Source organism: Acinetobacter sp. Li1LvA2 (genome assembly GCF_056156705.1).
The window spans coordinates 60,008-73,283 of the sequence record NZ_JBSICF010000007.1 but is presented as its reverse complement, the minus strand read 5'-3'; the positions used below and the strand labels follow the sequence as shown (position 1 = coordinate 73,283).

The 13,276-nt window shown below is 37.9% G+C and carries 13 protein-coding genes; 6 read left to right on the top strand and 7 right to left on the bottom strand.

Going from position 1 to position 13,276, the window contains the following annotated elements:
- The first annotated feature begins 98 nt into the window (after positions 1 to 98).
- The 4 genes from ACS604_RS14200 to ACS604_RS14185 all read left to right on the top strand — a co-directional run bounded on the left by ACS604_RS14200 (position 99) and on the right by ACS604_RS14185 (position 2,941).
- Positions 99 to 617, top strand: coding sequence for a hypothetical protein (locus tag ACS604_RS14200; RefSeq protein ID WP_474772031.1), 519 nt, complete (start codon positions 99 to 101; stop codon positions 615 to 617).
- 61 nt (positions 618 to 678) lie between these two features.
- Positions 679 to 1,992 carry a DUF445 domain-containing protein gene (locus tag ACS604_RS14195; RefSeq protein ID WP_004793941.1) on the top strand — a complete coding sequence of 438 codons (1,314 nt, stop codon included), beginning with the start codon at positions 679 to 681 and terminating at the stop codon, positions 1,990 to 1,992.
- Between the two features lie 86 nt (positions 1,993 to 2,078).
- On the top strand, positions 2,079 to 2,732 hold the full coding sequence (adk, locus tag ACS604_RS14190) for an adenylate kinase (RefSeq protein WP_004793940.1): 654 nt from the start codon (positions 2,079 to 2,081) through the stop codon (positions 2,730 to 2,732).
- Positions 2,733 to 2,803: 71 nt separating this feature from the next.
- Complete coding sequence (locus ACS604_RS14185) at positions 2,804 to 2,941, top strand: hypothetical protein (RefSeq protein ID WP_004793939.1); 138 nt, start codon at positions 2,804 to 2,806, stop codon at positions 2,939 to 2,941.
- A 37-nt stretch (positions 2,942 to 2,978) separates the two neighbouring features.
- On the opposite strand, the gene nth is transcribed toward ACS604_RS14185, so the two are convergent.
- Positions 2,979 to 3,668: an endonuclease III gene (gene nth, locus ACS604_RS14180; protein WP_474772029.1), complete on the bottom strand. Its 690-nt coding sequence runs from the start codon at positions 3,666 to 3,668 to the stop codon at positions 2,979 to 2,981.
- Positions 3,669 to 4,460 carry an RnfABCDGE type electron transport complex subunit B gene (locus ACS604_RS14175; RefSeq protein ID WP_474772028.1) on the bottom strand — a complete coding sequence of 264 codons (792 nt, stop codon included), beginning with the start codon at positions 4,458 to 4,460 and terminating at the stop codon, positions 3,669 to 3,671.
- Between the two features lie 272 nt (positions 4,461 to 4,732).
- On the opposite strand from ACS604_RS14175, the gene gdhA reads away from it, so the two are divergent.
- Positions 4,733 to 6,136, top strand: a complete 1,404-nt coding sequence (gene gdhA, locus ACS604_RS14170; RefSeq protein WP_474772027.1) for an NADP-specific glutamate dehydrogenase — start codon at positions 4,733 to 4,735, stop codon at positions 6,134 to 6,136.
- 54 nt (positions 6,137 to 6,190) lie between these two features.
- On the opposite strand, the gene ACS604_RS14165 is transcribed toward gdhA, so the two are convergent.
- The 5 genes from ACS604_RS14165 to ACS604_RS14145 form a co-directional block, all read right to left on the bottom strand.
- Entirely contained in the window at positions 6,191 to 7,300 is a 1,110-nt protein-coding gene (locus ACS604_RS14165) for an META domain-containing protein (RefSeq protein WP_474772026.1), read from the bottom strand.
- A 168-nt stretch (positions 7,301 to 7,468) separates the two neighbouring features.
- Positions 7,469 to 8,245, bottom strand: a complete 777-nt coding sequence (locus ACS604_RS14160) for a DODA-type extradiol aromatic ring-opening family dioxygenase (RefSeq protein ID WP_151963430.1) — start codon at positions 8,243 to 8,245, stop codon at positions 7,469 to 7,471.
- 111 nt (positions 8,246 to 8,356) lie between these two features.
- Positions 8,357 to 8,836 carry a 23S rRNA (pseudouridine(1915)-N(3))-methyltransferase RlmH gene (gene rlmH, locus ACS604_RS14155; RefSeq protein WP_003652981.1) on the bottom strand — a complete coding sequence of 160 codons (480 nt, stop codon included), beginning with the start codon at positions 8,834 to 8,836 and terminating at the stop codon, positions 8,357 to 8,359.
- Between the two features lie 303 nt (positions 8,837 to 9,139).
- Positions 9,140 to 11,569: an endopeptidase La gene (gene lon / locus ACS604_RS14150; RefSeq protein ID WP_004793933.1), complete on the bottom strand. Its 2,430-nt coding sequence runs from the start codon at positions 11,567 to 11,569 to the stop codon at positions 9,140 to 9,142.
- A gap of 445 nt (positions 11,570 to 12,014) precedes the next feature.
- The gene (locus ACS604_RS14145; RefSeq protein ID WP_312821423.1) at positions 12,015 to 12,599 is read right to left on the bottom strand and encodes a 5-formyltetrahydrofolate cyclo-ligase; all 585 of its coding nucleotides are present in this window, start codon (positions 12,597 to 12,599) and stop codon (positions 12,015 to 12,017) included.
- Positions 12,600 to 12,822: 223 nt separating this feature from the next.
- On the opposite strand from ACS604_RS14145, the gene ACS604_RS14140 reads away from it, so the two are divergent.
- The gene (locus ACS604_RS14140) at positions 12,823 to 13,167 is read left to right on the top strand and encodes a hypothetical protein (RefSeq protein WP_174760277.1); all 345 of its coding nucleotides are present in this window, start codon (positions 12,823 to 12,825) and stop codon (positions 13,165 to 13,167) included.
- Positions 13,168 to 13,276: the final 109 nt, after the last annotated feature.

Here is a 13,276-nt window from a genome sequence, read left to right as displayed (position 1 = left end):
GATACTTGTATATAAGAAGCAAAATAATTCTGTTAAAGTCTCTCATTCAATAGAATAGGGTTGTTCTCACCATACGATTAGGGAAAATGGAGAAAATAATGAGAAAAATTTATCCCTTACTTGCAGTTCTGATGGTAAGTAGTTGGGCTCATGCTCAAGATTATTCGTTCCTTCCAGAAGCAAAATTAGCAGGACATACTGCATCTACGTTGAATGTGGGTGCTGGTTTTACACAAAAACTATTACATTTAAACGGCGAATGGGTAAACCCTTATGGTATCGCCTATGCCAAAGTTGGCGCATTTTTGAATGGTGACAAAACTGCTGGTGGCCAAGTCGGGTTTCGATATCCTTACTATCTTACCGGCACAGATAAAAATGGTTACTATATTGGTTTTTATGCTGGGCATCTCGATAGTAAAGAGGTCGATGGTGATTATAAATCCCGTTTAGGCGCTGGCGTCGATTTGGCCTATGTATTGTTGAATTCAGAAAGAATTAGTACTTTTAGTGTAGGTATTGGCGCGGCGGAAAAACTAACTGACCAGAATGGGGCAGTTGCTGCGGATACTAAACCACAGATTCAATTTTCTTATTCTCTAAGTTTTGGTTTATAAAACAAAGCAGTTTATCGTTAACTCGCTATAAGCAGAGCACAAATAAATACGAGAGTCTTACATGTTAGAGTACGTCAGCGGATTGTGGCAGACCTTTTTACACAGACCTGATTTTTGGGCCGTTTTAAGTATCATTCCAGTCACTGCCTTTGTTACATGGGCACACGTTTGGATGGCTTTAAAAATGGTGTTTTACCCAATTAAATTTTGGGGATTCCATTTAGGTCCATTACCAGTAGGTTGGCAAGGTATTGTGCCACGTAAAGCTGGACGTATCTCGGGTATTATTACCGACAATACATTATCTAAGTTAGGTTCATTGCGTGAATTTTTAGAAGCAATGGACCCTGAAGATATGGCACGCATTATTGGTGAGCAGGTTGGATTTGAACTTGAACATCTGATTGATGAAGTCATGATCGATCGTAATGCCGTACTTTGGGAAAATTTACCTTATTCAATTAAACGCCGTATTTATGCTCAGGCGCATAAACAATTACCAGGTGTATTAAGAGAATTAGTGACTGAGCTGACCATGAACGTTGAGTCACTGGTTAATATGCGTGAAATGGTAGTGAGCCAGATGGAAGGTGACCGCCGTTTAATGGTACGCATGTTCTTAAAAGTTGGGCAAAAAGAAATCAACTTTATTTGGCATATTAGTGCTTTAATTGGAATGTTCTTTGGTATTTTCCAAATGATTGTTTGGTTTGTCGTACCTTGGCACTGGACTGTACCGTTTTGGGCTTCAATTTGGGGCTTTTTAACGAACTGGATTGCGATCTGGATGGTATTTAATCCGATTGAGCCACATTATATTCGTTACCCACAGATTTTTAGATTAACAAAAGATCGTAAGTTCCCTTGGATTGTACCCGTTCTTCGAATTGGGACTTATAATTTCCAAGGTGCTTTCATGAAGCGTCAAGAGGAAGTCTCTGACGTGTTTTCAAGCGTAGTAACAGAAGATTTAATTACGTTAAAATCGATTATGACCGAAATGATGTATGGGCCGCGTAAAGATAAAACTCGCCGTATTGTGAAGCGTCATATTAACGAAATTATGGAAACACCGTTAGTTCGTACATCTTTACAGCTTTCTTTAGGGCCAAGAGAGTACGCAAGATTAAAGACGGACTTGATTGATCGTTCAATTGAAATTACGATGGGACCCGTATGTGACCCAGCGCTGAACGCAAGCCGGGCACAGAAGATTTTTCAAATGTTTAAAGAGCGTATTCGCGAACTGACACCAAAAGAGTTTCAGAATTTATTGCGTCCTGCATTTCAGGAGGATGAGTGGATTCTTATTGTACTAGGTGGGGTAACCGGATTTATTGCTGGTACAATACATTTGTTTGTGGCTTTCTTATAATTCGACGTCGGGCAGGATCTATTGAAGATTAACGAGACTTTTTCTGCCGGACTTCATATTCATTGTTTTAAATGAGGATGTTTTTTATGCGCATTATTTTACTCGGACCACCTGGGGCAGGTAAAGGGACTCAGGCTCAGTTGATCTGTAAGCGCTACAATGTCCCACAAATTTCAACCGGTGATATGCTCCGTGCTGCAATTCGTGAAGGTACTGAATTAGGTCTCAAAGCTAAAAGTGTAATGGAATCTGGTGGTTTGGTTTCAGATGAACTTATTATCGGTTTAGTAAAAGAACGTATTGCTCAGCCTGACTGTGTAAATGGCTGCATTTTCGATGGTTTCCCACGTACTATTCCACAAGCTGAAGCTTTGGAAAAAGAAGGGATTAGCATTGATCACGTGATTGAAATTGATGTTCCTGACGAAGAAATCGTACAACGTCTTTCTGGTCGTCGTCAGCATCCAGCTTCTGGCCGTGTTTATCATACAGTTTACAATCCACCTAAAGTGGAAGGTAAAGATGATGAAACTGGTGAAGATCTTGTTCAACGTCCAGATGACCAAGAAGAAACAATCCGCAAACGTTTAGCGTCTTATCATACAGAAACTGAGCAATTGGTTGGATTCTATCAAAGCCGTGCTGCATCTGGTGAGAATGCACCGACTTATGACAAGCTTGATGGCTTGCGTACAATTGAAGATGTACAAAAAGATTTGTTCAACATCTTAGACAAATAATTTAATATTATTTGTGATAAAGAGCCCTCTTTGTGAGGGCTCTTTTCTTTCATTCAGTGCAGGAGAACAATATGAAAATCATATTGATTTTGGTGGTATTGCTAAGTCTGGCACTCGTCATATTTTTAAGTTATCAGAGCTATAAAATGCTTAGGCAGGTACAAAAACAAGCAAAAGAAGAGCGTAATGAGAAAAAACGTCTAAAGTAAGTTTGATTGGGTATGATCCCTATACCCAAACATATTTTTAGGCTTTAATATTTTTAATAGCAATTTGCTTTTGTGCACCAAATTCAAAGCGATCAGGCCAGTTGCAAACATCTGCAACTACACATTCAGCGCATTTAGGTTTACGGGCAATACAACAATAACGACCGTGCAATATAAGCCAGTGATGGGAATCTAAAATAAATTCTTTAGGAATGACCTTAATTAAGCGATGCTCAACTTCAAGTACATTTTTACCTACGGCTAAACCAGTTCGATTTCCCACTCGGAAAATATGGGTATCGACAGCCATAGTCGGTTGTCCAAAAGCTGTATTTAAAACAACATTAGCGGTTTTACGTCCGACGCCGGGTAAAGCTTCCAAATCTTTTCTGTTGCTTGGAACTTCGCCGTTAAATTGCTCCATTAAAATCTTACAGGTCTTAATGACATTTTCGGCTTTAGCGTTGTAAAGGCCAATTGTTTTAATATATTCCTTTAACCCATCTACGCCCAAGTTATAGATTTTCTCGGCTGTATTAGCCACAGGGTAAAGTTTATCAGTTGCCTTATTCACACTTACGTCGGTCGCTTGAGCTGACAACATAACTGCAATGAGTAACTCAAAAGAAGATGAATATTTTAACTCGGTTTGAGGAGAGGGCCGTTGTTCGCGAAGGCGTTCAAAGAAAATTTGAATCTGCTTTTTCGTCATGTTTTTGACAGCCATTCAGACCTCCTGTAGTTGCATGAGTTGCTGTTGTAATTCTTCGAGTTGAAGACGTTTTTTAGCATCTTCACGTACACCTAGCTGTTTTTCCAGTTTCTTAATTTGTGTACGAATTTTAGCTAACTCAATTGTAGTTTTAGCATCAGTTGGCACAGTCTCTTTAGATTTCTCAATGAGTTCAATTGAAGGTAATTCATCAAGTGCCTGAGAGAACTGCGCAAACAGTTGAGTATCAATTTCAGCACGTACCACTGGACCTTTACGGTGACTGCGACGCTTTTCTTCACGCTGAATATGAGCGTAATAACGTTGTCTTAAATCATTTTGCTCTGCGGTACGTTGTTGTTCATTTGGTAAAGCTTGCGTGTCTTCAACCAAATCAATGCAATCTACGGGACATGGTGGAATACATAACTCACAACCTGTGCATAAGTCAGTCAAAATGGTGTGCATGAGCTTACCACTGCCAATAATAGCATCTACAGGACAAGCACTAATACATTTGGTGCAGCCAATGCATTCATCTTCACGAATAATTGCCTTCATTCGCTGTGGGCGGCCATCTGTTTGTACAGGCCATACGCTTCTTTCAGCAGTTAATGGAGAGCGATTTAATAGGTTTGCGAGTGCATCAGCAACAGGTTGTCCACCTGGAACACATTTATTTGCTTCTTCACCTTCAGCAATCGACTTTGCGTAGGGTAGACATCCATCACGATGTCCACATAGACCACATTGTGTCTGTGGTAATAACGCATCAATCTCGCGTATGAGAGAAATAGATGAATTCATAGTGGGCAAATAGCTTGGTTAAAACGATGCGATAATGAAGAAAAAGCTAAGTAAGGTCAATGGATTTTAACGAATTTATCGGGTTTTTAATTGACCTAAAATGTCGCTAATTCTGCACAATAATAGATCAATAAAAGTGAAAAGTTAAATGACTATTTCTTATCTTTGAGTAGTTTTTCTAAAAATAAGTTTTTGATAATTAAGGTTAATAAAATAATTTAAAATAACTATTGTTAAAATTGATGGAAAGGGATTTAATATTTTGCTGCTAAATGATGCATTTAATAATGTATTGCACCAATTTAATTCATTACTATGCTGAGGACCGTGCATTGAAATATAACAACCTGAATGAATTCCTGAATTACGTGCAAGCGCGTGATCCGCATCAACCTGAGTTCTTACAAGCTGTCGAAGAAGTCATGACGAGTTTGTGGCCATTTATTGAAAAAAATCCGGAATATGCAGAGCAGGGTTTGTTAGAACGCTTAGTTGAACCTGAGCGTGTGATTCAATTTCGTGTTTCATGGATGGATGATCAAGGTCAGACTCAAGTTAACCGAGCTTTCCGTGTTCAATACAATTCAGCAATTGGGCCATTCAAGGGTGGAATGCGTTTCCATCCATCGGTCAATCTATCAATTTTAAAATTTTTAGGTTTTGAGCAGACTTTTAAAAACTCACTTACTACTTTACCAATGGGTGGGGGAAAAGGTGGTTCAGATTTCGATCCTAAAGGTAAATCTGATGCTGAAATTATGCGATTCTGTCAGGCATTAATCATTGAGCTTTATCGCCATTTAGGACCAAATACTGATATTCCTGCGGGAGATATTGGTGTGGGTGCGCGTGAAGTCGGTTATATGGCAGGCATGATGAAAAAGCTGAGTAATGACACCGCTTGTGTCTTTACTGGTAAGGGAATTTCATTTGGTGGTAGCTTAATGCGCCCTGAAGCAACTGGCTATGGTACGGTTTATTTTGCAGAGGAAATGCTCAAAGCACGTGGACAATCTTTTGCTGGTAAAACTGTTTCAGTATCTGGCTCTGGTAACGTTGCACAATATGCGGCAGAGAAGGCCATGTTCTTAGGGGCAAAAGTTGTTACTTTGTCTGACTCTAACGGCACGGTTTATGTAAAAAAAGGTTTTACAGATGAGTTGCTTGTTGAAGTCATGGAGCTGAAAAACGTTAAGCGTGGTCGTATTTCCGAGTTTGCTTCTAAACATGGTTTTGAATATTTTGAAGGAAAAACGCCGTGGCATATTCCTGTCGATATTGCTTTACCATGTGCTACGCAAAATGAATTAACAGGTGAAGATGCTAAAACGCTTATTGCAAATGGTGTAATTTGTGTGGCTGAAGGCGCTAATATGCCATCTACACTTGAAGCAGTTGAACACTTCATCGAAGCTAAAATTTTGTATGCGCCAGGAAAAGCATCTAATGCGGGTGGGGTAGCAACATCTGGTTTAGAAATGTCTCAAAATGCAATTCGTTTAAGCTGGACACATGCTGAAGTCGATGAGCGTCTACATGCAATTATGAAAGACATTCATGCCAATTGTGTAAGATACGGTACTAAAGAAGATGGTACTGTGAACTATGTTGATGGTGCCAATATTGCAGGTTTTGTAAAAGTGGCTGATGCAATGCTTGCTCAAGGTATTTTCTAAAAATAGAAATAAAAAATCCGATGCAAAAGCATCGGATTTTTTTAGTTTAAAAACTTATTTTTTAGGTTTTTTAACTAATTCTTGTTCAACAACCATATCTAATACATCAGCTTGACTAGATTGGTCTGCTGCTGGATTTTTCACTTCAAAACGTTTCACACGTAAAATTACGCGTTGGTCTGGATTGTGTTCAAAACCTTCAATTTGGCCATAATATAATGACCAGTTTTTGTCAGCGTAAGTTTTAACGCCTTTGTCATCATATTTAATTTCACGAACTTGCATACAAGTTTGTGGTGCGACACCAGTACATGATTTAGTTTGTGGAGCAACTTCTAGGAAAACAGTTTTTCCTTCAGATTGATATTTTGCTTCAGGTGTCATTTTACCAGTAAAGGTATATTTTTGACCTTGAGCATCAGATACCGTTAGTGTTGGTTGATCAACGTTTGTGGTATTGAGTTCAAATGGAATCGCACGTTTTTGGAAAAGACTGCTAGAAAATTGTTCCTGTTTCATTAAAGCAGGTTCACACGCCATCATTGTTGACATTACATCAGCAGTTACGATGGTGTTGTTTTCAACTTTCCAAGTTGTTCCTTGGCGGTTACAGCCTGTTGCGATTGATAAACGGTCGTTGGTGAAGTTAAGAACGATAGGTTTTTTTGTATTTTCAGGCTGATAAGACCAAGAGTAGTCTGTTAAAGCTTGAGTATTCACTGCTTTTTGACCTTGGAAAATATGCTTTTGACCAGTTTTGTCTGTCACGCTTAAAATCACCTGACCATTATTGTTACTAATTTCGATTGGTAATATTGCGTCACTAAAGATGCTATTCGACAATTGTTCTTGTTTCATTAAATCATCTTGGCAAGCCATCATTGTTGAAACAAGGTTAGATGTAACAAGTTGGTTACCTTCAACTTTCCAAGTACCGCCTTGGCCATTACAACCTGTATTGATTGCTAATTTGCCATCTGCATTAAAGTTAAGGATAAGTGGTTTAGAAGCTTTTACATTTTGATAAGTCCAAGCATATTCACCTAAAGTGGCTGCAAGGTTTTGTTGTTGCTCAGATACAATTGGAGCAGGAGTATTAGTAACTGTTTGACACGCCATCAAAGAAAAAGGTAATAACGCAAGAATTAAATATTTAATTTTCATTTAAAAACTTCAAGTAAAAAAACAACAGCAATAAGCTTAAAACATTCTTAAAAAAAGAAAATGTAAACATTTGATTGTTTCGGTTTTTAAAATGTATAAGTTTGTAAGTTATTCTAATTTTCAACAAAAATAATGGTATACCCCGCGAAACGGGGTATTTGCTAATAATTAATCAAAACGATAGATGTCCATGCCTAGTGAGCCCATTGTGAAGCTGCTGTGAACAATCGTAAAACGATTACCTGTGCCCATAGCAAAAAACAACGGGGCAAAATGTTCTAGGGTAGGATGATTGCGTTTTACATACGGCAACGATTGCCAGTCCAGTACGCCATCATAATCTTGGTGGGTAAGTTTATTCACAACAGCATTTCTAAAAGTTGAGGCCCATTCTGGAACTTTAGAGTTGTCTCCTTGCCAAGATAGCTCTGCAAGATTATGAGTAATACTGCCTGAACCAATGAGTAAAATCTGCTTATCACGTAAAGGCGCGAGCGTTTGTCCTATACGATAAATTTCTTGTGCGCTTAAATTAGTTGGCAAAGAAATCTCGACGACAGGAATGTCAGCATCAGGATACATATGCAATAGAGGCATCCATACACCATGGTCACGAGGGCGCGTACTATTCGCATGTGCAACTAAATGAGCATCTGCCAGTAATTTTAAGATTTCTTCAGCAAGTTCTGGTTGCCCAGGCGCGCTGTAGCGAATTTCATATAACTCTTTAGGAAAGCCGCGGAAGTCATGCCATGTTTCAGGGCGAGTCGAAATACTCACTTCAAGTGCTTTACTTTCCCAATGCGCAGACATCACAATGATTGCCTTAGGTGCTGGAAGATTAGCACCTAAGCGGTGTAGAGCAGGGCCTACTTGTTCTGGATCAAGTGCAAGCATGGGTGAACCATGTGAAATAAACAGTCCGGGAAGGGTTTGTAGTTCCATTGCATTACACCTGAGTTAAAAGCAGAATAATAGTTATTATGCCAAAATCAGGACATGTTAAAAGTATCCTGATTTCAACGGATTGTTCCTAAAATGAAACGGTTGTTGTTTTTATGCACGGTGATAGGGATGATTATGATTAATAGTCATTGCCCGATATAGTTGCTCAATTAATAAAACACGTACTAAAGGATGGGGCATTGTGAGTTTTGAAAGTGACCAATGCCATGCGGCGGCTTTACGTACTTGATCTGATAAACCATCTGGCCCACCAATAGCAAGTACTACATCATTGCCTTCAAGCATCCACTGTTTCATGGTGTCAGCCAGTTTCTCTGTGCTGAGTTCTCGGCCACCAACCTCTAGAGCAATTAAAGTTTCATTCGGTTTTAAAGCATTTAAAATACTTTCACCTTCAATTTGACAATATTTTAAAATATCCGCTTCTGAATCATTCTTACCACGTTTGGCCATAGGAAGTTCAATGACTTGAGTTTGCACAAAAGGTTGAATACGTTTGAAGTAATCTTCAAAACCAGTGAGAACCCAAGCAGGCATTTTTTGACCAATGGTCAGAATACGAATTTTCATATTATCTATTCATTTAAAACAGCTGGCGTATTATACCTGAGGAAGAGATAAGTTCGTGGTAGTAAAATAGGCATAAAAAACGCAGTCCAAAAAACGGTGTTGGACTGCGATCAAATGATCATCTGTCTGGAGTTCAGATGATCATAGAGAATAAAACAAGGCTATCTATAAAATAATAGATAACGAAGAATACTTAATTTAATTAAATACTCTTAATACCTATTATGAGGATGGTTGGATATTTTTCAATCAAATTGTGTAACAAAAAAAAGAGAGCCGAAGCTCTCTTTTTTCACATTTTAATTAGTGACGTGCTGCTTTTGAACCTTCCACCGGTTTTACAATCGGTGTTTTAGGTAAAGGCTTTGGCATCGAAACTAATGCTAAAGGCAAGATGTCATCAATACTTTTCACAGCTTTGATTTCTAAACCTTCTTTAACATTGGCTGGAATTTCTGCCAAATCACGAACGTTATCTTGTGGAATAAATACAAGTTTAATACCACCACGGTGTGCTGCAAGAAGTTTTTCTTTTAAGCCACCGATACGCATTGCACGACCACCTAAGCTTGTTTCACCAGTCATTGCAATATCAGGACGAATCGCAATACCTGTAAATGCTGATACAAGCGCAGTTGTTAATGCTAAACCAGCAGATGGACCATCTTTTGGTGTTGCGCCTTCTGGTAAGTGAACGTGTACATCAGTTTCTTCAAAACGAGAAGCTTCAATACCTAGCTCATCAGCACGTGTGCGTACTAAAGTCATTGCTGTGGTAATAGACTCTTTCATTACGTCGCCGAGTGAACCAGTCGTAATGAATTTACCTTTACCTTTGACAGCTGCAACTTCAATGGTAAGCAACTCACCACCTACAGATGTCCAAGCTAGACCATTTACGCGGCCTACTTGCGCTTCATCTTCTGCAATACCAAAGTCAAACTTGTGTGGACCTAAGTATTCTGGAAGATTGGCAGAAGTCACATCAAGTTGTAAGTTTTTAGACTTTTTACTTACTGCTTCTTTTACCACTTTACGCGCAATTTTAGACACTTCACGTTCTAAATTACGTACACCAGCTTCACGTGTATAGCGCTGAACAATGTCACGAATCGCTTCTTCATGAATTGTTAACTCTTTTGCACGCAGACCATTGTTCTTAATCGCTTTTGGAACAAGGTAACGTTCAGCAATGTTAACTTTTTCATCTTCGGTATAACCCGGTAGACGAATAACTTCCATACGGTCAAGCAATGCCTCAGGAATATTCATGCTGTTTGCAGTACAGATGAACATCACTTCAGATAGGTCAAGATCAAGATCTAAATAGTGATCGTTGAACTTACTGTTTTGTGATGGATCTAATACTTCAAGCAATGCAGAAGCAGGATCACCACGGTAGTCTTGTGCCATCTTGTCAATTTCGTCGAGTAAGAACAGTGGGTTCTTCACGCCAACTTTTGTTAAAGACTGCACGATTTTACCTGGCATCGCACCAATATAAGTACGGCGGTGACCACGAATTTCAGCTTCGTCACGTACGCCACCGAGTGCCATACGAACAAACTCACGACCTGTTGCTTTCGCAACTGATTCACCAAGCGAAGTTTTACCTACACCAGGAGGGCCTACTAAACATAGGATAGGACCTTTGAGTTTTTTAACACGAGACTGAACAGCTAAGTATTCAACAATACGATCTTTAACGTCATCTAAGCCGTAGTGATCGGTATCAAGAATCTCTTGAGCTTTCGCAAGGTTAATGCTGACTTTGCTCGCTTTATTCCACGGCGTATCTAAAATTACTTCTAGATAGTTACGTACAACAGCCGCTTCACTAGATGCAGGTTGCATTGCTTTAAGCTTACGGAACTCAGCTTCAGCTTTTTTACGTACGTGTTCAGGTAAATCAGCTTCAGTTAGACGTTTTTCTATTTCAGCAACGTCATCTTCAGCGCCACCATTCATGTCAGAAAGTTCACGTTGAATGACTTTCATTTTTTCATTTAGAAAGTATTCACGTTGGTTTTTTTCCATTTGGCGTTTTACGCTGTCATGCAAAGTTTGTTCAATTTGCTGTTCGGCAGATTGATTAACCAAGTAGCTCATAAGCTCTTGCAAATGTGCTTCAAATTCATCGTGCTCTAAAAACTTCTGTTTAATTTCAATATTTAGAGGTACACGTGTAGCCACGAAGAACATAAGCTGTAGCAAGTCTTCAATTTTATTAGCAGCTGCAACGAGTTCACGTGCATTACGTAATTTTGCTTCAGCATATTGAGCAAATAAATTACGCAACTCTTGTAAACGAGTTTCTTGAGTAGCTTTATCTACGTTAATTGTCATTGGACTTAAGCTATGCTCAGCAGTCAAATGGCTATCTTCATCGATAATTTTTTCAAGCTTAGAGCGCTGTAACCCTTCAATCAGTACTTTGATACAGTTTTCATCATTCTCATGATTTACAACTTGAACAATCTTAGCGACAGTTCCGTACTGATAAAGGTTATCGTGATCAATATCTTCTGTAAGCGAATCTTTTTGCGCAACTACAAATACTAAATTGTCACTGTTACGAGCCACATCAACTGCATTGATCGATTTTTCACGACCCACGAATAACGCAATTTGCATGTGTGGATAGACCACTACATCACGTAACGCTAAAAGTGGTAATACACTTGGAACCTGAGGCTCTAAGTCAGTTTTTTCATTCATAATAAGTTCAGACATGGGCACTCCTAATGAGTGACAACGAGGTTGCCATGTTTTTTATAGTGATGTGTATTTCAAAAATTACAAGGGCCTCTCTATAGAAAATGTGGAAAAAATGACTAATTTAGTCAACTTTTTTATTAAAATATTATGAATCAATGGATTAATTCTTAAGAAGAATATAATTTTGTAGAAAGGATAGGTAATTTAGCTTAATAATTATGAAATATTCATATAGTAGAAAAGACGTTTGGATGGAAAATAACCATTTTCTTATGTCATTTATCGGCATTGTATAATTAACAATAATGCAAAACTTATTTAATGTTGAACATTAAATAGCCGTGTTACTATAAATTGGTAAATCGGTCTGTCACGTAGAAGTAACCATCCTTAGGGTGGTTACTTTTATGATTTTAGGGGCATTAAAAACTTAAGACTAATTTTAATTTTCATATAAATATTATCTTTTAAAATAATAAATATGTTGAGGGGTGAGTAAAGCATCTAAAGGTTGATCCCAACTTTGACGTTTTAAAGTATGTTCAATAAATTGAAATTGATGAGCCATTCCCAAACGATAAGGTTTATGTTTTGCACTAGCCAATGTACGGTCATAATAGCCGCCTCCCATACCAATACGCGTACCGTAGTGATCACAAGCTAAAAGTGGCATTAATAGTAAATCAAGTTTTGATACATGTTTTCCTCTTGTTGCCATGGGTTCTTTCATACCCAATGGATGATGAGAAAAACGTCGATTTAAATATTGGTTTCTAGATATTTTTACCCAAACTAAACGTTGATTCATAGAACAAATCATAGGTAAATAAACTTGTTTATTTTTTTGAAAACATAATTTTATGATCAGATCTGTATGAACTTCTCCGAAGGCATGCAGATATAAACCAATTTTTTTTGATGAATGAAAAATAGCAAGACTGTTTAAATGATGCAGAACATTAAGCTGAGCTTTTTTTTGCACTAAGGGGGACAAAGAGCGTCTTTTAGATCTTAAATTTTTTCTAATAAAAGTAAGTTCATTCATGCGTAAATCTAACAAAGATTTGAGATCAGTCGAGCAAAATTATACCTATTTTTCTTAAGATTTATGGAAATAGAGGACTAATTAAGAAATAACTTAAAATTTACTTGATGCGAGGTATTTTCTTTAGCGATAAAAAATTCTATTTCTTTACGTATTACCAGTATTTATTTACATTTAATCAGATAAGAATATTTAAAAGGATGAATGTGAAATTGTTAAGCCTATGAAGTTAAAAATTTTAACCACTACAATAAGCGCCGTATTGATGCTAAACGGGTGTACAAAACAAACAGAACCTGAAGCTGCTGAAGTGGACTATAAAGCTCAATTCGAAGAGTCTGACCGTAAAATTGGAGAGTTTTTAGATCAACTGGATAATCCGAATACGCCACAAGAAGTTAAAGTCAAAATCTTGTGCCATGACTATCCTGAGGTTTATAAGACCCAATATATGCCTGCATTAATTAGAATTTCACCTAAACCTTATACCGAAGAAAAATTATTGTCAGATTTGAAGAGTGCAACTGATTACTACAAAGATGCCTTTGCAATTAGGTGTAACCAATAATTAATTGATGTATTAACTCTCAAAAAATCCGATAAGTGTGAATTGATTGGCATTATTAAGTTGTGGTAAATTTCATTTTGTCTTTATAGTTGCTAATTTAGGGGGTTCT